This window comes from Dokdonella aquatica, from assembly GCF_051987395.1.
Taxonomy (GTDB): domain Bacteria; phylum Pseudomonadota; class Gammaproteobacteria; order Xanthomonadales; family Rhodanobacteraceae; genus Dokdonella.
Genome location: NZ_CP197094.1, coordinates 2,227,745 through 2,249,064, shown reverse-complemented (window position 1 = coordinate 2,249,064; position 21,320 = coordinate 2,227,745). Strand labels below are relative to the sequence as shown.

Annotated in this window: 17 protein-coding genes; 2 read left to right on the top strand and 15 right to left on the bottom strand. The window is 70.1% G+C overall.

Annotated elements, in window-relative coordinates; genetic code table 11:
- Window positions 1-9 precede the first annotated feature (9 nt).
- Window positions 10-615 carry a dephospho-CoA kinase gene (gene coaE, locus ACQQ2N_RS09865; protein ID WP_440225542.1) on the top strand — a complete coding sequence of 202 codons (606 nt, stop codon included), beginning with the start codon at window positions 10-12 and terminating at the stop codon, window positions 613-615.
- Between the two features lie 298 nt (window positions 616-913).
- Here coaE and ACQQ2N_RS09860 read toward each other — a convergent pair whose 3' ends face one another.
- The 3 genes from ACQQ2N_RS09860 to ACQQ2N_RS09850 form a co-directional block, all read right to left on the bottom strand.
- Entirely contained in the window at window positions 914-1,855 is a 942-nt protein-coding gene (locus ACQQ2N_RS09860; protein WP_440225541.1) for a Nudix family hydrolase, read from the bottom strand.
- A gap of 12 nt (window positions 1,856-1,867) precedes the next feature.
- Entirely contained in the window at window positions 1,868-4,603 is a 2,736-nt protein-coding gene (gene secA / locus ACQQ2N_RS09855) for a preprotein translocase subunit SecA (protein ID WP_440225540.1), read from the bottom strand.
- 180 nt (window positions 4,604-4,783) lie between these two features.
- The gene (locus ACQQ2N_RS09850) at window positions 4,784-5,725 is read right to left on the bottom strand and encodes a M23 family metallopeptidase (RefSeq protein ID WP_440225539.1); all 942 of its coding nucleotides are present in this window, start codon (window positions 5,723-5,725) and stop codon (window positions 4,784-4,786) included.
- Between the two features lie 71 nt (window positions 5,726-5,796).
- Here ACQQ2N_RS09850 and ACQQ2N_RS09845 point away from each other — a divergent pair, with 71 nt between their 5' ends.
- Entirely contained in the window at window positions 5,797-6,225 is a 429-nt protein-coding gene (locus tag ACQQ2N_RS09845; RefSeq protein ID WP_440225538.1) for a DciA family protein, read from the top strand.
- 73 nt (window positions 6,226-6,298) lie between these two features.
- On the opposite strand, the gene lpxC is transcribed toward ACQQ2N_RS09845, so the two are convergent.
- From lpxC to ACQQ2N_RS09785, 12 genes are all read right to left on the bottom strand, one after another.
- A complete protein-coding gene (lpxC, locus tag ACQQ2N_RS09840; protein ID WP_440225537.1) occupies window positions 6,299-7,210 on the bottom strand; it encodes a UDP-3-O-acyl-N-acetylglucosamine deacetylase in 912 nt (303 codons plus the stop codon).
- Between the two features lie 333 nt (window positions 7,211-7,543).
- The gene (gene ftsZ / locus ACQQ2N_RS09835; RefSeq protein ID WP_440225536.1) at window positions 7,544-8,740 is read right to left on the bottom strand and encodes a cell division protein FtsZ; all 1,197 of its coding nucleotides are present in this window, start codon (window positions 8,738-8,740) and stop codon (window positions 7,544-7,546) included.
- Window positions 8,741-8,921: 181 nt separating this feature from the next.
- The gene (ftsA, locus tag ACQQ2N_RS09830) at window positions 8,922-10,154 is read right to left on the bottom strand and encodes a cell division protein FtsA (RefSeq protein ID WP_440225535.1); all 1,233 of its coding nucleotides are present in this window, start codon (window positions 10,152-10,154) and stop codon (window positions 8,922-8,924) included.
- 2 nt (window positions 10,155-10,156) lie between these two features.
- Window positions 10,157-10,933, bottom strand: a complete 777-nt coding sequence (locus tag ACQQ2N_RS09825) for a cell division protein FtsQ/DivIB (protein ID WP_440225534.1) — start codon at window positions 10,931-10,933, stop codon at window positions 10,157-10,159.
- Window positions 10,930-11,874, bottom strand: coding sequence for a D-alanine--D-alanine ligase (locus tag ACQQ2N_RS09820; RefSeq protein WP_440225533.1), 945 nt, complete (start codon window positions 11,872-11,874; stop codon window positions 10,930-10,932). The genes ACQQ2N_RS09825 and ACQQ2N_RS09820 overlap by 4 nt, the downstream gene beginning before the upstream one ends.
- Window positions 11,871-13,307, bottom strand: a complete 1,437-nt coding sequence (gene murC / locus ACQQ2N_RS09815; protein ID WP_440225532.1) for a UDP-N-acetylmuramate--L-alanine ligase — start codon at window positions 13,305-13,307, stop codon at window positions 11,871-11,873. The genes ACQQ2N_RS09820 and murC overlap by 4 nt, the downstream gene beginning before the upstream one ends.
- A complete protein-coding gene (gene murG / locus ACQQ2N_RS09810; protein WP_440225531.1) occupies window positions 13,304-14,386 on the bottom strand; it encodes an undecaprenyldiphospho-muramoylpentapeptide beta-N-acetylglucosaminyltransferase in 1,083 nt (360 codons plus the stop codon). The genes murC and murG overlap by 4 nt, the downstream gene beginning before the upstream one ends.
- Entirely contained in the window at window positions 14,383-15,579 is a 1,197-nt protein-coding gene (gene ftsW / locus ACQQ2N_RS09805) for a putative lipid II flippase FtsW (protein WP_440225530.1), read from the bottom strand. Before ftsW ends, murG begins: the two co-directional genes overlap by 4 nt.
- Complete coding sequence (gene mraY / locus ACQQ2N_RS09800) at window positions 15,579-16,661, bottom strand: phospho-N-acetylmuramoyl-pentapeptide-transferase (protein ID WP_440225529.1); 1,083 nt, start codon at window positions 16,659-16,661, stop codon at window positions 15,579-15,581. The genes ftsW and mraY overlap by 1 nt, the downstream gene beginning before the upstream one ends.
- Complete coding sequence (locus ACQQ2N_RS09795; RefSeq protein WP_440225528.1) at window positions 16,651-18,027, bottom strand: UDP-N-acetylmuramoyl-tripeptide--D-alanyl-D-alanine ligase; 1,377 nt, start codon at window positions 18,025-18,027, stop codon at window positions 16,651-16,653. The genes mraY and ACQQ2N_RS09795 overlap by 11 nt, the downstream gene beginning before the upstream one ends.
- Window positions 18,021-19,496, bottom strand: coding sequence for a UDP-N-acetylmuramoyl-L-alanyl-D-glutamate--2,6-diaminopimelate ligase (locus ACQQ2N_RS09790; RefSeq protein WP_440225527.1), 1,476 nt, complete (start codon window positions 19,494-19,496; stop codon window positions 18,021-18,023). The genes ACQQ2N_RS09795 and ACQQ2N_RS09790 overlap by 7 nt, the downstream gene beginning before the upstream one ends.
- Window positions 19,493-21,274 carry a peptidoglycan D,D-transpeptidase FtsI family protein gene (locus ACQQ2N_RS09785; protein ID WP_440225526.1) on the bottom strand — a complete coding sequence of 594 codons (1,782 nt, stop codon included), beginning with the start codon at window positions 21,272-21,274 and terminating at the stop codon, window positions 19,493-19,495. The genes ACQQ2N_RS09790 and ACQQ2N_RS09785 overlap by 4 nt, the downstream gene beginning before the upstream one ends.
- Window positions 21,275-21,320 lie beyond the last annotated feature (46 nt).

The window sequence follows — 21,320 nt, the reverse complement described above, 5'->3', positions numbered from 1 at the left end:
ACGCCTGGCGTGTACACGGTCGCACTCACCGGCGGCATCGCCTCGGGCAAGAGCGAGGTCGCACGCCGCTTCGTCGCGCGCGGCGCGGCACTCGTCGACGCCGACCGCGTCTCGCGCGAACTCGTCGAACCCGGCATGCCCGCGCTCGCCGAGATCGCCGCGACGTTCGGCAGCGGCATGATCGGCACCGACGGTCGCCTCGACCGTGCCGCGCTGCGCGCACGCGTGTTCGCCGATCCGGCCGAGCGCGTGCGCCTCGAAGCGATCCTGCACCCTCGCATCCGCACGACGATGCGCGAACGCGCGCTCGCCGCGACCACGCCTTACGTCGTGCTCGACATCCCGCTGCTGGTCGAATCGCATGCCCACTATGCGTGGGCCGATCGCGTGCTCGTGGTCGACGTGCCGCGCGAGATCCAGATCCGGCGCCTCGTCGCGCGCGACGGCATCGACGCCGCGCTCGCCGAGTCGATGGTGGCCGCACAGGCGACGCGCGCGCAGCGCCTCGCGATCGCCGACGACGTCGTCGACAACAGCGGACCGCTCGAGGCGCTCGATGCACGCATCGACGCGCTGCATGCGGGTTACCTCGCAGCGGCAAACGCCAGCCGCTGACCGATCCACGCGCTCGCGAAGCGAGCGTGCAATGGGGTCAGGTTCATTTTCTTGCACACCATCCCGAGGCTCGTGTCCCTGCCGGGAAATGAACCTGCCCCCATTGCGAGATAGGGCATCGACGTCATGTGGCGCGCACGCCGAAAAGGTGCCTCGATGCACGGCGGAATCGCCTGTGGCGGTTCCGCCCTACCCGTGAATGATCTCGTGGAATGGGGTCAGGTTCATTTTCCTGCGCACCATCCCTAGGCTCGTGTCCCTGTCGGGAAAATGAACCTGACCCCATTGGGGCGGGGTGTCAGTCGAGGAACGCGCGCACCGCGGCGATGCCCTGCGCGCCGCTCTCGCGCGCCTGGGCGAGGTCGTCTGCACCGAGGCCGCCGAGCAGGTAGACCGGCAACGGCGTACGCGCGACGAGCATGGCCGCGCGCGCCCAGCCGAGCGGGTGCGTGCCCGGATGGCTCGGCGTATCGCGCACGGGTGAAAGCGTGACCGCGTCGGCGCCGATCCTTTCGGCGTGCACGAGCTCGGCCTCGTCGTGGCAGGACACGACGACGAGGCGGTGCGACGGCAAGGGGCGCTGCGCGAGCGTCGCGGCCACTGCCGCGGGCAGGTGTACGCCGTCGAGACCGAGCACCTCGGCGAGCGCCCAGTCGCCGTTGAGCAGCAGGCGTGCGTCGTGCGCATGGCAGGTTTCGCGCAGGCGGCGCGCGAGCGTCGCGAGGGCCGCCCGCGGCAGCGCCTTGGCGCGCAGCTGCACGAGCCGCACGCCGCGTTCGAGCGCACGTTCGACACGCGAAACCAGGACGTCGTCGGCGGCGCCCGTGGGCTCGGGCGTCACGAGGTAACGGTCCGGCAGCCGCAAGGCGGTGACCACGGGTCGATCGGCCGGCGGCATCGTCGACGGATCGATGCCGTCGGCGTCGATCCAGGCCAGGGCCTGTCCTTCGCGCGAGGTCGGCGTGCCGGCCCAGGCATCGACCTCCCACACGTCGAGCACGATGCGACCGTTCGGAACCTGGATCAGCGGGCGTGCGGACTGCACCGCGACGCCGAGTTCCTCGTCGAGCTCGCGCGCGAGCGCGTCGCGGGCCGACTCGCCACGCTCGACCTTGCCGCCGGGGAACTCCCACATGCCCGCCAGCGACTTGCCGGGCGGGCGTTCGGTCAGCAGCACGCGGCCGCGTGCGTCGCGCAGGACGCCGGCGACGACGTGGATCGTCTCACGGGGTGCCGGCATGCGCGCGACCGGTCAGGTCAGCGCGCCGTGGCAGTGCTTGTACTTCTTGCCCGAGCCGCACGGGCAAGCATCGTTGCGACCGACCTTGGGCGCGTCGCGCTGCACGGTGGCGGCCGTCGCCTGCACGGCCGGAAGCTGCGCGGGCTGGCCTTCCGGATCGACACCGAAGCCGGCCGGCTCGGCGTGCTGGAACTGCATCGAGCGCGCCTGTGCCTCGGCTTGCGCACGCTGCTGCGCCTCGAGTGCGGCGACCTCTTCCTCGCTGCGGATGCGCACGCGCGAGAGCAGCTGCACGACCTCGTGCTTGATGCGCTCGAGCATCTGCTCGAACAGCAGGAACGCTTCGCGCTTGAACTCCTGCTTGGGCTGCTTCTGCGCATAACCGCGCAGGTAGATGCCCTGGCGCAGGTAATCCATGCTGGAAAGATGCTCCTTCCAGCAGTTGTCGACGACCGAGAGCATCACGTGCTTCTCGAGCGAGCGCATGGTGTCGGTACCGAGCAGCGCTTCCTTCTCGCGCAGCAGGCGCGCCGACGCCTCGTCGACGCGGCGCTGGATGCCGGTCGGGTCGGTCTCTTCCTGTTCGGCGATCCAGCCCTTGAGGTCGAGCTGCAGGCCGTACTCCGCTTCGAGCTCGCGCTCGAGGCCGGCGATGTCCCACTGCTCGTCGATCGAGTTCGGCGGCACGAAGCGACGCACGAGTTCGGCGAACACGTCGTGACGGATGCCGTCGACGGTCTCGCCGATGCCCTCGCTCTCGAGCAGTTCGTTGCGCTGGTCGTAGATCACCTTGCGCTGGTCGTTGGCGACGTCGTCGAACTCGAGCACGTTCTTGCGGTAGTCGAAGTTCTGCGCCTCGACCTTGCGCTGCGCGTTGAGGATCTGCTTGCTGACCATGCGGTCCTGGATCGCGTCCTCTTCCTTCATGCCGAACATGCGCATGAGGCCGGCGACGCGCTCGCCCATGAAGATGCGCAGCAGGTTGTCCTCGAGCGACAGGTAGAAGCGGCTCGAACCCGGATCGCCCTGGCGGCCCGAGCGGCCACGCAGCTGGTTGTCGATGCGGCGCGACTCGTGGCGCTCGGTGCCGATGATGCGCAGGCCGCCCGAGGCCTTGACCTCGTCCTGGCGTGCCTTCCACGCGGTTTCGGCGCGTTCGCGCTCGCCCGCTGGCGCGTCGGCCGGCAGCAGCGAAAGCTCGGACTCGAGGTTGCCGCCGAGCACGATGTCGGTACCGCGGCCGGCCATGTTCGTCGCGATCGTAACCGCGCCCGGACGGCCTGCCTGCGCGACGATGATCGCCTCGCGCTCGTGCTGCTTGGCGTTGAGCACCTCGTGCGGCACGTTCGACTGGTTGAGCAGGTTCGACAGGTACTCCGACGTCTCGATCGAGGTCGTGCCGACGAGCACCGGCTGGCGGCGTTCGTAGCACTCCTTGATGTCGTCGATGATCGCGTCGTACTTGTTCTTGGCCTTGAGGAAGACGACGTCGGCCTCGTCCTTGCGCACCATCGGGCGGTGCGTCGGGATCACGACGACCTCGAGGCCGTAGATCGACTGGAACTCGTAGGCCTCGGTATCGGCCGTGCCGGTCATGCCGGCGAGCTTCTTGTAGAGGCGGAAGTAGTTCTGGAACGTGATCGAGCCGAGGGTCTGGTTCTCGCGCTGGATCGGCACGTTCTCCTTGGCCTCGACCGCCTGGTGCAGGCCGTCGGACCAGCGGCGGCCCGGCAGCGTGCGGCCCGTGAACTCGTCGACGATGACGACTTCGCCGTCGCGCACGATGTAGTCGACGTCGCGCTGGTACAGCGCATTGGCGCGCAGCGCGGCGTTGAGGTGGTGCACGACCGCGAGGTGCTTGGAATCGTAGAGGCTCTCGCCCTCGCCGATGATGCCGTCACGGCGCAGCAGCTCTTCGGCGTGCTCCATGCCGGCTTCGGAGAGGTGGACCTGCTTCTGCTTCTCGTCGACCCAGTAGTCGCCCTCGGCGTCTTCCTTGGCCTGGCGGTCGAGCTTCGGGACGATGCGGTTGACCTTGACGTAGAGCGCCGGCGAATCGTCGGCCGGGCCCGAGATGATGAGCGGCGTACGCGCCTCGTCGATGAGGATCGAGTCGACCTCGTCGACGATCGCGAAGAACAGCGGGCGCTGGTAGCGCTGCTCCTTGGAGAGCGCCATGTTGTCGCGCAGGTAGTCGAAGCCGAACTCGTTGTTGGTGCCGTAGGTGATGTCGGCCTCGTAGGCGCCACGCTTGTCGCCGTGGTCCATGCCCGGGTAGACCACACCCACGCTCATGCCGAGGAAATTGTAGACGCGGCCCATCCAGCCCGAGTCGCGGCGCGCGAGGTAGTCGTTGACGGTGACCACGTGCACGCCCTTGCCGGCGAGCGCGTTGAGGTAGACCGGCAGCGTGCCGACCAGCGTCTTGCCTTCACCCGTGCGCATCTCGGCGATCTTGCCCGAGTGCAGCACCATGCCGCCGATGAGCTGCTCGTCGTAGTGGCGCAGGCCGATGACGCGCTTGGCCGCCTCGCGCACCACCGCGAACGCCTCGGGCAGGATCGCATCGAGCGACTCGCCCTTGGCGATGCGTTCGCGGAACGCGACCGTCATGCCCTTGAGCGCGTCGTCGTCGAGCGCCTCGAAGCGCGGCTCGAGCGCGTTGATCTTCGCCACGGTCTTGTTGAGCGTGCGCAGGATGCGCTCGTTGCGGCTGCCGAAAATGCCCGTCAGGAAACGCTGGAACATCGGTCGAGGTCGTCCGTATGAAGGTGCCGGACCGCGTCGGCGGGTCCGTCAGAAAAGCGAAAGCCGCCGATGATACGGCGGCGGGCGGCGGAACACCAAGCAGCTGGGTCCCGCCGCGGCGGATTCAAGCCATGCAGCGGGCCATGGGGCCACGCCGCGCGGCGCCGGGGCGGGTGGTACTCAGGTACGCGTCGTACGTGCCTGGCGCACGTAGACCATCGGGTTGACGGGGCGGCCGTTGAGCCACACCTCGAAATGGCAGTGCGGGCCCGTCGAACGTCCCGACGAGCCGACCTTGGCGATCTTCTCGCCGATGCGCACGCGCGAGCCGACCTCGACGAGGTTGCTCTGGTTGTGCGCGTAGCGCGTCATGTAGCCGTTGCCGTGGTCGACCTCGACCGTATTGCCGTAACCCGAGCGCACGCCCGAGTAGGTGACCACGCCTTCGGCGACGGCGAGGATGTCGCTGCCGAGGGGAACGTCGAAGTCGACGCCGAGGTGCTGGGCCTGACGGCCGTTGATCGGATCGGTGCGGCGACCGAATCCGGACACCATGTAGCCTTGAGCGACCGGCATGCCCGCAGGCAGCAGCGCGTTCTCGACCTTGCGGTCCAGCAGCAGGTTCTCGAGCATGCCGAGCTGCGCCTCCTGGCGCAGGAACTCCGCGCGCAGGCCGTCGATGCCGGCACCGAGTGCCTGCGGCGCGGTGGTCGCGCCGAGAGGTTCTTCGGGACCGCCGAGCGCGGGTTCCTCGGCGAAATCGAACTCGCCGCCCTCGAGCTTGCCGACCTGGGTCAGGCGGTCGCCGAGCGCGTTGAGGCGCATGGCCTGCGCACGCAGCTGGCCGAGCTGCAAGGCGAGCGCGTCGAGGTCGCGACGCGAGTCGGATTCGACCACACCGAGCGCCGCGCGCTGGTCTGCGAGCGCCTCGCGCAGCGTCATGAGATCGCTCATCGCGGCATCGCGAGGGTTGATCGTCAGCAGCGCCGCGCCGAAGCCGACGGTCGCACAGGCGAGGAAGGCGACGCCTGCGGCGGCGATCGCGATGAGCTTGCCGCGGCGGCAGCCGAGGTCGAGGCAGCGCGGGGTCGAATGGGATTTCGCGACTAGAATGATGTTCATGCCGTCTTTGCCGATGGGGTTCCGCCTTGCAGCGCAAGATTCCACCTTCCCGAGCACCCCGCAGCGGGCCCGTGCCCGTCACGCAGTGCGTCGACCTCCAGTCGCTCGCCGCGAGGGCGCGCGCACTGGATGCGCTGGATGGTCGCTTGCGCCACCTGTTGCCCGCCCCTCTGGCTCGCGAATGTCGGCTCGCGGACCTTCGTGACGGACGCCTCGTCTTTCTCGCGACGAGCCCGGCCTGGGCGACCCGCCTGCGGCTGCATCAGGCAGCGCTGCTGGCGGAAGCCCGCGTCGCCTGCAGCGACACGGTCGGGCACGTCGTTGTGAAAGTGGCAGCCCTGCCGCCCGTTCCCAGGGAACCGGCAAGACGGAAGCCTCTTTCCGCAACCGCCGCGATGCATCTGCGGACGGCGGCACAACACCTCTCGGACCCCGAACTGCGGGCCCTCTGCCTCAATCTGGCGTCCCTCGCCGACGACAATCCACCCGCGGGAGCCTGAAGGCTCCTCTCGTTCCCATGCGGAGTTTTCCCCAGGACGCCCGGGGCCGGGCGTCCGTACTGCTACCTCGTGGTCAGATCGCGTGCGCCGGATGGGCGTACGAGATCGGTGCCTTGCTCTCGTCCTCGAAGCTCACTTCTTCCCACGCGGTCTTGTCCGCGAGCAACGCGCGCAGCAGTGTGTTGTTGAGCGCGTGACCGGACTTGTAGCCGTAGAACGCGCCGATGAGGCTGTGCCCGAGCAGGTACAGGTCACCGATCGCATCGAGGATCTTGTGCTTGACGAACTCGTCCTCGTAACGCAGGCCGTCCTCGTTGAGGACTCGGTAGTCGTCGAGCACGATCGAGTTGTCCATCGAGCCGCCGAGCGCGAGGTTGCGCTCGCGCAGCATCTCGATGTCGCGCATGAAGCCGAACGTGCGCGCGCGGCTGACTTCCTTGACGAACGAGGTCGTCGAGAAGTCGATCTCGCTGGTCGAGGTGCGCTTGGCGAACATCGGATGGTCGAAGTCGATCGAGAAGCCGACCTTGAAGCCGTCGAACGGCTCGAATCGCGCCCACTTGTCGCCGTCACGCACGGTCACGGACTTCTTGATGCGCACGAAGCGCTTGGCCTTGGCCTGCTCCTCGATGCCCGCCGACTGCAGCAGGAACACGAAGGGACCGGCGCTGCCGTCCATGATCGGCACTTCGGGTGCCGACAGGTCGACATAGGCATTGTCGATGCCCAAGCCCGCGATCGCCGAGAGCAGGTGCTCGATCGTCGAGATGCGGACATCGTCCTTGACCAGCGTCGTGGAGAGACGCGTGTCGCCGACGTTTTCGCAGGAGGAGCGGATTTCGACCGGTTCGGGGAGGTCCACGCGCCGGAACACGATACCCGTGTCGACGGCGGCGGGGCGAAGCGTCATGTAGACCTTGTCGCCCGTGTGGAGACCTACGCCCGTCGCCCGGATGACGTTCTTGAGCGTGCGTTGTCTGATCATTTCTTTTGTGTGCGTCCCTTGGGGCAGGAGCATCGTTGGCCGCTCGATGCTAGCACACGGTTCCAGTCAGTAGAAGTTAAGTCGACGCGCCGAGCCAACACCTGTTGCGAATGTGCAACAAATGGGGAGATCCACGGTCGGGGGCGCACCGCGCCCGTCCGGACGGAGACGGACGGGCGCGGTGCGTGGACGTCACCGCCGCGACGCCACGCGGCGGTGTTCCGGGGACGCAACGGCACTCGCCGGATCGGCGGGTGTCGTGCGAAAGCCCTCGGCCCGCGCGTCCGGCGCGGGCGTGGACCTCGGGACGGGCGTAAAGTCCTCGATCTCTCCTCAGTCGGCCTGGCGGCGCAGGAAGGCCGGGATGTCGAGGTAGTCGATCTGCGAGTCTGCCGCACTGCTCGCCTGGGGCACGGCGGCCGCTTCCGGGGCCGCCTGGGCGCGCGAGGCGCTCATGCGCGGGATGCCCGCGTAGTCGATCTCGCCCGTGGTCGCGTTGCGCACGACGCGCATCGGCGGACGCGGCGCGGTCATGACCTCGCGCTCCGGCACACGCACCGGCTGGCGCGCGGCGCCACGGTTGAGGCCCGTCGCGACGACCGTCACGCGCACCTCGTCCTGCAGCTCTGGATCGAGCGCGGTGCCGACGACGACCGTGGCATCCTCGCTCGCGAACTCGTGGATGACCTGGCCGATCTCGTCGAACTCGCGCATCGTGAGGTTCTGGCCCGCCGTCACGTTGACGAGGATGCCGCAGGCGCCGGCGAGGTTGACGTCCTCGAGCAGCGGGTTGTTGATCGCCGCTTCCGCTGCCGCGACCGCACGGTCGTCGCCACGCGCCGAACCGCTGCCCATCATCGCCATGCCCATCTCGGCCATGACCGTGCGCACGTCGGCGAAGTCGACGTTGATCAGGCCCGGGCGCGTGATGAGGTCGGCGATGCCCTGCACCGCGCCGAGCAGCACGTCGTTGGCCTGCTTGAACGCGCTGAGCAGGGTGACGTCGCGGCCGAGCACGGTCAGCAGCTTCTCGTTCGGCACCGTGATCAGCGAGTCGACGTGCTGGCTCAGGTCCTCGATGCCCTTGAGCGCGACCTGCATGCGGCGGCGGCCTTCGAACGGGAACGGCTTGGTCACGACCGCGACAGTGAGGATGCCCATCTCCTTGGCGAGCTGCGCGACCACCGGCGCGGCGCCGGTACCCGTGCCGCCGCCCATGCCGCAGGTGATGAACGCCATGTCGGCGCCGTTGAGCAGCTCGACGATGCGCTCGCGATCCTCGAGCGCGGCCTGGCGGCCGACCTCGGGGTTGGCACCGGCGCCGAGACCCTTGGTCACGTTCGCACCGAGCTGCAGCGTGTGCTTGGCACCGCTGTTCTTGAGCGCCTGCGCATCGGTGTTGGCGCAGACGAACTCCACGCCGTCGACGTGCGCATTGACCATGTGGCTGACGGCATTGCCGCCGCCGCCGCCTACGCCGATGACCTTGATCACCGCGTTCGGTGCCATCTTCTCGATCAGTTCAAACATGTTCCCGTCCTCCGTCGGCTCGAGCCGTACTTGATTTGTGTGTGTTGCCACCCGCGCGGCCTCCTGGCCGGCGAACGTCCGACGGGCGGCTGGCGCGCCGCCCGCTTCGCGACCGTTTCGGTCGCCGTCCCGCGCGTCCTGCGCGAAACGTGGAACGTCCCGCACCGTGCCCTTGCACGGCTCAGAAATTGCCCTTGAACCACTTCGAAACCTTGTCCCACATGCCGCCGACCGCCTCGACGCCGCGGCCGCCCGGCATGCGCGCCTGCTGGCGGCTGCCGTACAGCAGCAGACCGACGCCGGTCGCGTGCACCTGGTTGGACACCACGTCGGCGAGGCCGGTCACGTGCTGCGGCGTGCCGAGGCGCACCGGCATGTGGAAGATCTCCTCGGCGAGTTCGCTCGCGCCTTCCATCTTCGCGGCGCCGCCGGTCAGCACGATGCCGGCCGCGACGAGGCTCTCGTAGCCCGAGCGGCGCAGTTCGGCCTGGGCCAGCGAGAACAGCTCCTCGTAGCGCGGCTGCACGACCTCGGCCAGCGTCTGACGCGCGAGGCGGCGCGGCGCACGGTCGCCGACGCTGGGCACCTGGATCGTCTCCTCGGCATGCGCGAGCTGGGCGAGCGCGCAGGCGTACTTGACCTTGATCTCCTCCGCGTGGGCGGTCGGCGTGCGCAGCGCGACGGCGATGTCGTTGGTGACCTGGTCGCCCGCGATCGGCAGCGATGCCGTGTGGCGGATCGCGCCCTGCGTGAAGATCGCGATGTCGGTCGTGCCCGCGCCGATGTCGACGAGGCAGACGCCGAGCTCGCGCTCGTCCTGGGTCAGCACCGCGAAGCTCGACGCGATCTGCTGCGGCACGAGGTCGTCGACGCGCAGGCCGCAGCGCGACACGCACTTGCGGATGTTCGCCGCCGCGCTCATCGCGCCGGTGACGAGATGCACGCGCGACTCCAGGCGCACGCCGCTCATGCCGATCGGATGGCGGATGCCTTCTTGGCCGTCGATCACGTAATCCTGCGGCTCGACGTAGAGGCGCTCCTGGTCGGCCGGGATCGCCACCGCGCGAGCGGCCTCGATGACGTGCTCGCGATCGGCCTCGGTCACCTCGCGGTCGCGGATCGGCACGATGCCGTGCGAGTTGAGGCAGCGGATGTGGCTGCCCGCGATGCCCGCGTAGACCGAGCGGATCTCGCAGCCGGCCATGAGCTCGGCCTCCTCGATCGCGCGCTGGATCGACTGCACGGTCGACTCGATGTCGACGACGACGCCGCGCTTGAGCCCGTGCGACGCGTGCGAGCCGATGCCGATGATCTCGACCGGCTGGCCGGGCTCGTGCTCGCCGACGATCGCGACGATCTTCGACGTGCCGATGTCGAGCCCGACGATGAGGTTCTTTTCCGACTTGCGATTCATCGTCAGGCCTGTCCGGCCGGCGTCGTGCCGGGGGTGGGATGCGGGGACGCGGGAGGAGTGTTCGGTGCGCCCGGCGTCGGCAGCGCCCAGCGCAGCGCGAAGCCGTTCTCGTAGCGCAGGTCGACGTAGACGGGCGGCCCGGCAGCACCGGACGCGAGCTGCGGCCACGCATCGAGGAAGCGCTTGAGGCGCTGGCGCGGCTCGACGCGGCCGAGCTCGATCAGCGCACCGCTGGCCAGCGTGAGGCGCCAGCTGCCGCGCGCGCTGAGGTCGACCGCGCGCACGCCGAGGCCGCTGCCGGCGAACTCGCGCAGGCATTCGGCATAGAACGCGAGCACGTCGGCGAGACGCTCGTCCGGACCCGACAGCGCGGGCAGACCCTGCATGCCGTCGGCGCCGGGCACCGAGAAGATGTCGCCGGTGCGGCTGATGAGGCGCTTTTCGCCCCAGCGCGCATACGGCTGGCGCTCGTAGACGGTCACCTGCAAGGTGTCGGGCCACTGCTTGCGCGCCTCGACGCGCTCGACCCATGGCAGGCCCATGACGGCCTGCTGGACCTCGCCGAGCTCCATCGCGAAGAAGCCCGTGCCGAGCTCGCCCTGCACCGCCGCGCGGATCTGCTCCGCACTGACGTGGTTGTACTCGGCGCGCAACTCGATCTTGCGCACCGGCCAGCGGTCCGACGCGAACCAGCCGTTGAGCACGCCGACGATGGGCAGCGCGACGAGCGTCAGCGCGATGCCCCAGGCCAGCAGCTTGAGCGGCAGCGGCGTCCTCATGCGGCGCCGTCCTCGCGCGCGAAGCTCGTCTCGAGGATGCGCCAGCACAGGTCCTCGAACGCGATGCCGACCGCACGCGCGGCCTTCGGCACCAGCGAATGGCTGGTCATGCCCGGCGTCGTGTTGACCTCGAGCAGGAAGTTCGCGCCCGAGCGGTCGCGCATGACGTCGACGCGACCCCAGCCCGAGCATCCGGCCGCCTCGAACGCCTTCACCGCGAGCGCACGGATCGCCGCTTCGGCTTCGCCGTCGAGACCCGGGCACAGGTACTGCGTGTCCTCGGCGACGTACTTGGCGTGGTAGTCGTAGAACGCGCCCTTCGGCACGATGCGGATCGACGGCAGCGCCTCGCCCTCGAGCACGCCGACCGTGAGCTCGTCGCCCTCGATGAGCTGCTCGATCAGCAGTTCGCCGTCGTAGCGCGCGGCATGCTCGACGGCCGCGGCGACGTCGGCCTGCGCGAACACGCGCGTGATGCCGACGCTGGAGCCTTCGTGCGACGGCTTGACGATCGCCGGGAAGCCGATGCCGGCGATCGCCGCGGCGATGTCGTCGTCGGCCGACACCTTCGCGTAGCGCGGCGTCGGCAGGCCGACCGCCTGCCAGACCTGCTTGGTGCGCACCTTGTCCATCGCCAGCGCGGAACCGAGCACGCCGCTGCCCGTGTACGGCACGCGCAGCGCGTCGAGCGCGCCCTGCAGCATGCCGTCCTCGCCACCGCGACCGTGCAGGATGTTGAACACGCGCGCGTAATGGCCGGCGCGCAGCGCGTCGAGCAGCGCGGGAATGCCGTCGACCGGATGCGCGTCGACGCCGCGCGCGCGCAGCGCCTCGAGCACGTTGCGGCCGGAATCGAGCGAGACCTCGCGCTCGGCCGAGGTGCCGCCGAGGGCGACGGCGACGCGGCCGAAGCGGCGCGGATCGGTGGTGCGGGACGTCATGCGGGACTCCTGAGGTCGCCGAGCGCGGCGAGCTCGTTGGCGGCCGCGCCGATGTCGCCGGCGCCGAGCAGCAGAAGAAGGTCGCCGTCGCGCAGCAGCGCCGGCAGCACGCCGGCGAGTTCGCGCGGATGGTCGACGAGGACCGGATCGACCTTGCCGCGCGCGCGCACCGAACGCGCGAGCGCACGGCCGTCGGCGTTCGCGATCGGCGCCTCGCCTGCCGGGTAGATCTCGGTCAGCACGAGCACGTCGACGTCGGCGAGCACGCGCGCGAAGTCGTCGAGCAGATCGCGCGTGCGCGAGTAGCGGTGCGGCTGGAAAGCGACCACGAGGCGGCGCTCGGGCCAGCCGCCGCGCGCGGCCGCGAACACCGCGGCGAGTTCGCTCGGATGGTGGCCGTAGTCGTCGACGAGCAGTGCGCTGCCCTCGTCGAGCGCGAGTTCGCCACGCAGCGTGAAACGGCGGCCGACCCCCTGGAAACCGGACAGTGCGGCCTGCATCGCAGAGGCGGGCACGCCGAGCTGCCAGCCGACCGCGCACGCGGCGAGCGCGTTGAGCACGTTGTGGCGGCCCGGCAGGTTCAGCGTGACCGGCACCGTGGTGTCGTCGTCGGGCACGTGCAGGTCGAAGTGCATGCGCGGTCCATCCTGGCGCACGTTGCTCGCGCGCAGGTCGGCCGGCTGGTCGATGCCGTAGGTCAGCACGCGGCGCGGCGTCGCCGCGGCGAGCTCGGCGACTTCGGCATCGTCGACGCACAGTACGGCGAGGCCGTAGAACGGCAGGCGGTGCAGGAAGTCCTCGAAGGCCTTCTTCACGCGGCCGAAGTCGCCGTCGTAGTTCTCGAGATGGTCGGCGTCGATGTTGGTGACGATCGCGACGACCGGCGACAGCATGAGGAACGAGCCGTCGGATTCGTCGGCTTCGGCGACGAGGTACTCGCCCGTGCCCAGGCGCGCATTCGCACCGGCCGCGGTGAGCTGGCCGCCGATCACGAAGGTCGGATCGAGGCCGGCTTCGGCGAGCACGCTCGCGGTAAGGCTCGTGGTCGTCGTCTTGCCGTGCGTGCCGGCGACGGCGATGCCGCGGCGGAAACGCATGAGCTCGCCGAGCATCTCGGCGCGCGGTACGACCGGGATGCGACGCTCGCGCGCGGCCATGAGCTCGGGATTGTCCTCGCGGATCGCGCTCGAGACGACGATCGCGTCGACGTCGGCGACGTGCGCGGCGGCATGGCCGGGACGCACCTCGATGCCGAGGCCTTCGAGCCGGCGTGTCGTCGCCGACGTGCTGCGGTCCGAACCCGACACCGTGTAGCCGAGATTGTGCAGCACTTCGGCGATGCCGCTCATGCCGACGCCGCCGATGCCGACGAAATGCACGCGGCGGAAGTCCTGCATGATGTCGCCGTGGCGTGGCAGGCGTTGCGGGGTCATGCGGCCTCCGACAGGCAACGGTCGGCGATGCGCGCCGCCGCGTCGGGGCGCGCGAGCGCACGCGCTGCGGTCGCCATCTGCACGAGGCGAAAGCGCTCGCGGCCGATCGCGTCGAGTTCGCCGCCGACGCGCTTGACGAAGTCGTCGCCCTGCGCGACGAGGCGTGCCGCGCCGGCCTCGACGAGCACCTCGGCGTTGCGGGTCTGGTGGTCGTCCACCGCGGCCGGATAGGGCACAAGCAGCGCGCCGACGCCGGCCGCGCAGAGCTCGGCGAGCGTCAGCGCGCCGGCGCGGCAGATCACGAGGTCGGCCCAGGCATAGGCTCCGGCCATGTCGTCGATGAACGCGTCGACGCTCGCCTCGACGTCGGCGGCGGCATAGGCGGCCAAGGTCTTGTCGAGATGACGCGCGCCGCACTGGTGGCGGATCGTGAAGCCGACCGCGTCGCCACGGCGCTGGAAAACGAGCGGCAGCTGCGTGTTGAGTGCGAGCGCGCCCTGGCTGCCGCCGAGCACGAGGATGCGCAGCGGACCTTCGCGATCGTTCATGCGTTCGCGCGGCGCGGGGAGTGCGGCGATCTCGGCACGCACCGGATTGCCGACCCACTCGGCACCGGGCAGCACGCCGTCGAAACCCCCGAGGACGACGCGCGCGACGCGGGCAAGCAGGCGGTTGGTGAAACCGGCGACGCGGTTCTGCTCGTGCACGAGCAGCGGCAACGCGAGCATGCGCGCGGCGAGTCCGCCCGGCGCGGCCGCGTAGCCGCCCATCGACAGCACGCTGCGCGGCGCGGTCCGGCGCAGGATCGCGCGCGCCGCGAACACCGCGCGCAGCAGGCGCCACGGCGCGAGCAGCAGCGTCAGGACACCCTTGCCGCGCACGCCCGAGAATGCCAGCGTCTCGAGCGGGAAACCGGCCTTCGGCACGAGCGTCGCCTCGAGGCCGCCGGCGCCCCCGAGCCACACGACCGGCACGCCGCGCGCGACGAGCTCTCGCGCGACCGCGATGCCCGGGAAGATGTGGCCTCCGGTACCGCCGGCCATGATCACGACCGGCGCGCTGGCGGATGTCGCGGTCATGCGCGCACGGCCTCCGCGGGGACGTTCGGCATCGCCTGCGCGGCCGCACTTTCGGCCCGCGAGAGCTCGTAGCTCGCACGCGCGAGCAGGCCGACCGCCGCGCAGGTCATGAGCAGGCTCGAACCGCCCGAGCTGATCAGCGGCAGGGTCAGGCCCTTGGTCGGCAGCACGCCGAGGTTCACGCCGATCGACACCAGCGCCTGCAGCGCGATCATCAGCGACACGCCGAATGCGCAGAAGCCCGCGAAGCGCTGGCCACCCTCGACCGCGCGCATGCCCGTGCGCAGGCCGCGCCCGACCAGCCACGCGAACAGCGCGAGCACGATCACGATGCCGAAGAAGCCGAGTTCCTCGGCGATCACCGCGAGGATGAAGTCGGTATGTGCTTCGGGCAGGTAGAACATCTTCTGCACGCTCGCGCCCAGGCCGACGCCGAACCACTCGCCGCGGCCGATCGCGATGAGCGCCTGGGTCAGCTGGAAGCCGTCGTTGAATGGATCGACCCACGGATCGAGGAAGGTCTTGAGGCGCTTGAAGCGGTACTCCTCGAAGATCGCCGCCCACGCGATAGCGGGCGTCGCCACACAGCCGAGCAGCGCGAGATTGCGCAGGCGCGCGCCACCGAGCCAGATCATGCCGAGCGTGACCGCCATGAGCAGCACGGCGCTACCGAAGTCCGGCTGCAGCAGCAGCAGGCCCACGAGCAGGCCGGCGATGCCGAGCGGCTTGATCACGCCGACGAGGCTGCTCTGCACGCTGTCGCGATGGCGCACGAGGTAGCTCGCGAGGTAGGTGATCAGCACGAGCTTGACGACCTCGACCGACTGGAAGCCCGAGATGCCGACGTGGATCCAGCGTCGCGCGCCATTCACGCGCATGCCGATGCCGGGCACGAACACGAGCAGCAGCAGGCCGATGCCGCCGAGCAGCAGCAGCACGGCGTGCTTCTCGATCCAGGCGAGCTCGATGCGCGCGATCACCACGGCGAGGCCGATGCCGAGGCCGAGGAACAGGAGGTGCCTGAACAGGTAGTAGAACGGACCGATGCGCTGGTTGTCGGCCACCGCGATCGAACTCGACGCGACCATGATCACGCCGACGCTGACCAAGGCGAACGCGGCCAGCACGATGCCGAGGTCGTAGCGCCCCTGGGGTCCGGTGCGTCGCGTGGCCTGGGAGGTCATGCCGAACATCAGCGCACCTTCAGCGTGGCGAGGCCGACGAGGACGAGCACCACCGAGATGATCCAGAAGCGCACGATCACGCGCGGTTCCGGCCAGCCCTTGAGCTCGAAGTGATGATGGATCGGCGCCATGCGGAAGATGCGCCGGCCGGTGAGCTTGAAGCTCGCCACCTGCAGCATCACCGACACCGTTTCCATGACGAACACGCCGCCCATGATGATGAGCACGACTTCCTGGCGCACGATGACGGCGATCGTGCCGAGCGCGGCGCCCATCGCGAGCGCGCCGATGTCGCCCATGAACACCTGCGCGGGATACGTGTTGAACCACAGGAAGCCGAGCCCCGCGCCGGCCATCGCGCCGCAGAAGATCGCAAGCTCGCCCGCGCCCGGGATCGACGGGATCTGCAGGTAGTTCGAGAACACCGCGTTGCCGGCGAGGTAGGCGAACGCGCCGAGTGCGGTCACGACGAGCACGCTCGGCATGATCGCGAGACCGTCGAGGCCGTCGGTGAGGTTCACCGCATTCGAGAAGCCGACGATCATGAAGTAGGCGAGCGGCACGAACAGGATGCCGAGCGGGATCGCGACCGTCTTGAACACGGGCAGGTAGAGCGCGGTCTCGGCCGGCGTGTCGGCGGTCACGTAGAGGCCGATCGCGACGCCGAGGCCGAACACCGACTGCCAGAAGTACTTCCAGCGCGCGGCGAGGCCGCGGCTGTCGCGCAGCACGAGCTTCTTGTAGTCGTCGTAGAAGCCGATCGCGCCGAACGCCATCGTCACGCCGAGCACCATCCACACGTAGCGGTTGGACAGATCCATCCACAACAGGGTGGCGATGACGATCGCGAGCAGGATCAGCGTGCCGCCCATGGTCGGCGTGCCGGCCTTGACCAGATGCGTCTGCGGGCCGTCGCTGCGCACGACCTGGCCGGCCTTGAGGTCGGCGAGCTTGCGGATCACCGCGGGACCGATCAGCAGCGACACCGCGAGCGCGGTCAGCGTGCTCATGATCGTGCGGAACGTGAGGTACTGGAACAGGTGGAAGCCGCTGTACCAGCTGCGCAGCAGGTCGGCGAGTTCAAGCAGCATGTCGCCCTCCCGAGGCGTCGGAGGTGCCGAGCAGCGCGCGCACGACACGGTCCATCGCGGAGCCGCGCGAACCCTTGACGAGCACGACCGCATCGGCCGGCAGCGAGGCGCGAAGCGCTTCGACGAGACCGGCCTGGTCGTTGAAGTGGATGGCGCCGTCGCCGAACGCGCACACCGCGGCTGCGCTGAACGCGCCGACCGCGAACAGGCGATCGATGCCGGCCTTGCGCGCGAGCGCGCCGGTGTCGGCGTGAAGGCGTTCGGCATCGGCGCCGAGCTCGCGCATGTCGCCCATCACGAGGATGCGCGTGCCGGCCTCGGCCGCGAGCACGGCGATCGCCGCGGCGAACGAACCCGGGTTGGCGTTGTAGCTGTCGTCGACGAGCCGCGCGCCGTTGGCGAGGCGATGCCGCGTGCTGCGGCCCGCGACCGGATCGGCCGACTCGAGACCGGCGACGATCGTCGCGAGCGGCACGTCGAGCGCGAACGCGAGCGTGCCCGCGGCGAGCGCGTTGAGCACGTTGTGGCGGCCCGGCAGCCCGAGCGTGACGGTGGCCTCGCCGGCGGGCGTGACGAGCACGAAGCGCGAACCGTTCGCGGTGGTCTCGACGTCGCGCGCGCCGACGTCGACCGTCGCCGCGGCGAGACCGAAACGCAGCACGCGGCGCGGTGCGGCGAGTCCCGCGAAGTAGTCGGCGAAGGCATCGTCGGCATTGATCACGGCCGTGCCGTCGACCGGAAGCGCCGCGTGGATCGCCCCCTTGGTCTCGGCGACACCCTCGAGGCTGCCCATGCGCTCGAGATGCGCAGGCGCGACGTTGTTGACGAGGGCGACGCGCGGCTGGCCGATGCCGGCGAGCCAGGCGATGTCGCCGGGCTGGCCCGCACCCATCTCGAGCACGACGAACTCGGCCGAGGCCGGCATCGCGAGCACGGTCAGCGGCAGGCCGATCTCGTTGTTGAAGTTGCCCGCGTTGACATGGGTCGGCGCATGGCGCGAAAGGATGGCCGCGAGCAGCGTCTTGACCGTGGTCTTGCCGTTGCTGCCCGTGATGCCGGCCACGCGCACGTCGCGGCGCGTACGTACCTCGCGCGCGAGCGCGCCGAGCGCGACCTGGGTGTCGACGACGACGACTTGCGGCAGGTCGAGCGGCAGCTCGCGTGCGACGAGCGCGGCGGCCGCGCCGGCATCGCGCGCCGCAGGCACGAAATCATGGGCGTCGTGGCGCTCGCCGCGCAGCGCGACGAACAGCGCGCCCGACGCGATCGCGCGGGTGTCGGTCGACACGCTGTCGATCGCCACGTCGGGTCCGACGCGGCGGCCGCCCGTGGCGCGTGCGACGTCGTCGAGGCGCAGGTTCAGCATGGGCGCCTCGAGAGCGCGGCGGCGGCCACGGCGAGATCGTCGAATGCATGGCGCACGCCGGCGATCTCCTGATAGGCCTCGTGGCCCTTGCCGGCGACGAGCACGACGTCGTTGACGTCGGCGGCGCGCACGGCGCGCGCGATCGCACGCGCGCGGTCACGTTCGATCGTGACGTGCTCGACCGCTTCGAAGCCCGCGACGATGTCGGCGACGATCGCATCGCCGTCCTCGCCACGCGGGTTGTCGTCGGTGACGATCACGTGGTCGGCAAGGCGCTCGGCGATCGCGGCCATCTGCGGGCGCTTGCCGGCGTCGCGTTCGCCGCCGCAGCCGAACACGCAGACGAGCACGCCGGCACAGTGCGCACGCACGCTCGAAAGGGCCTGCTCGAGCGCGTCGGGCGTGTGCGCGTAGTCGACGACCACGAGCGGCTGGTGGCCGTCGCCACCGAGGCGGCTCATGCGGCCGACCACGGGATCGAGGCCGGCGAGCGCCTCGCGGATCGCGTCGAAGCCCGCGCCGAGGGCGCCGAGGCTCGCGGCGACCGCGAGCAGGTTGGACACGTTGAAGCGGCCGAGCAGTCGCGATTCGACCTCGCCCTCGCCCCATGGCGTGTGCAGGTGGAAACCGAGACCACGCGCGTGCGACACGATGCGCGTCGCGCGCACGTCGGCATCGGCCGAGTCGACGCCGTAGCCGACCAGGCGCACGCCGGGCGCGAGGCCGCGCGCGATGGTGTCGCCGAACGCGTCGTCGCGATTGACCACGGCGACGTCGAGTCCGGGCCATGCGAACAGGCGTCGCTTGGCCTCGCCGTAGGCTTCCATCGTGCCGTGGTAGTCGAGGTGGTCGCGCGTGAGGTTGGTGAACACCGCGAGCGTGAAGTGCACCGCGTTGACGCGACCCTGCTCGAGCGCGTGCGAGGACACTTCCATCGCGACATCGGTCGCACCGGCATCGCGGAACGCCGCGAGCAGGCGCTGCACGCTGATCGCATCGGGCGTGGTGCGCTCGCCGGATTCGAGCGCGCCGCGCAGGCCTGCGCCGAGCGTGCCGATCGTCGCGGCGCGACGGCCGAGCGTCTCGAGCGCCTGCGCGAGCAGTTGCACGGTCGAGGTCTTGCCGTTGGTGCCGGTCACGCCGACCACGCGCAGCGTGCGCGACGGATCGCCGTGGAAACGCGACGCGATCGCGCCGACGCGATCGCGCAGGCCGTCGACCCACACGGTCGGCAAGGCCGTCGCGGCATCCGTCGCCGGCGCCTCTGCGAGCACCGCGACGGCGCCGCGTGCGGCCGCGGCGGGCACGAAGCGGATGCCGTGGTCGCTGCCGCCGCGCAGCGCGACGAACACGTCGCCCGCGTCGAGCGCGCGCGAATCGAGGCCGAGGCCGTGCACGCGAACGTCCGCGGCCATGCCGGCGTCGGCATGGCCGTCGAGCAGGTCGCCGAGGCGCATCGAGGCGCTCATTCGGGGATCGCCTCCTCGTAGTTCGGCTGGTCCGGCGGATAGTCCGGCGGCGGGCTCATCGGCCCGATGCCCTGGTTCACCGCGGCGGCGCCGGCGTACCAGCGCTGCACGTTGTCGGGCGGGATGTCGAGCAGGCGCAATGCGCCGTCCATGACCTTGCCGAACACCGGCGCGGCGATGAGGCCGCCGTAGTACACGCCGTGACCGCCGTGCGGATCGTGGATCACGACGACGCCGACCAGGCGCGGGTTGCTCGCCGGCACCATGCCCGCGAACAGCGAAGCGTAGCGCTTCTCGTAGCCGCCGCCGACGGCGCGGCGCGAGGTGCCGGTCTTGCCGGCGACGCGGTAGTTGGCGACCGCCGCCTTGAGGCCGCCGCCGCCCGGCGACACGACGGTCTCGAGCATCTTCACGACCTGGTCGGCGATCTGCGGGTCGATGACCGCGCTGTCGGGGTTGCTCGCGCCCTTCACGAACGTCGGCTGGCGCAGGCGGCCGTGGTTGGCGAACACCGAGTACGCCTGCGCGAGCTGCATCGGCGTCACGCTGAGGCCGTAGCCGTACGACATCGTCGCCTTCTCGGTCGGCCCCCAGGCCTTGGCGATCGGCAGGTAGCCCGGCGATTCGCCAGGGAAGCCGCAGCCGGTGACCTCGCCGAGGCCGAAGCGCTGGAACACGTCGCGCATGTGGTCGGCGCTCATCGTCATCGCCATCTTGGCCGAGCCGACGTTGCTCGACTTGGTGATGACGTGGGTGACGTCGATGAGGCCGTAGTTGCGGATGTCGCCGATCGTGTAGCCGCCCGGCAGCATCATCTTGCCCGGCGTCGTGTCGATCGGCGTCTCGGGCTTCCACTTGCCGCTCTCGAGCGCGGCCGCGACCGTGAACGGCTTCATCGTCGAGCCCGGCTCGACGACGTCGGTCACGCCACGGTTGCGCCGGTAAGCGGGCTCGCTGGTCGCACGCGAGTTGGGATTGAACGACGGCTGGTTGACCATCGCGAGCACTTCGCCACTGGACGCGTCGAGGATCACCATCGAGCCCGAGGTGGCCTTCTGCTCGAGGATCGCGGCCTTGAGCTCGCGATAGGCGAGGTACTGGATGCGGCGGTCGATCGACAGCGTGAGGTCGCGGCCCGGCTGCGCCTCGCGCAGCAGCTCGACGTTCTCGATGACGTGGCCGAGGCGATCGCGGATCACGCGCTTGACGCCGGGCTTGCCGGCCAGCCATTCGTCGAACGCGAGCTCGAGGCCTTCCTGGCCGCGGTCGTCGATGTTCGTGAAGCCGAGCGTGTGGGCGAGGATCTCGCCGCTCGGGTAGTAGCGGCGGAACGCACGCTCGCTGGCCACGCCGGGGATCTGCAGCGCGAGCAGCTGCTGCGCGGCATCCGGATCGACAGGGCGCTTGAGGTAGAGGAACTCCTTGTCCTTGCGCTGCAAGAGGCGCTCGGTCAGCGCATCGGTGGTCACGCCGAGCGCCTCGGCGAGCTCGGGCAGGCGATCCGGGTTGGCGAGCAGCTCCTTGGGATTGCCCCAGATCGACTCGACCGGCGTCGACACCGCGAGCGGCTCGCCGTTGCGGTCGAAGATCGTGCCGCGCGAGACCGGGATCGGGATGTCGCGCAGGTAACGCGCGTCGCCCTGCTCCTGGTAGAACTCCTTGCTGACCACCTGCAGCTCGAACGCACGCGCGGCGAGCAGCGTCGACGACAGCGCGAGCACCATCAGCACGACGTACAGGCGCCCGCGCAGGTTGGCCGGCTTGCCGCGCGTGTTCATGGCGTCACTCCGGCGCGCGGGCACGCGAAAGCCTGCGCGGCTGCGC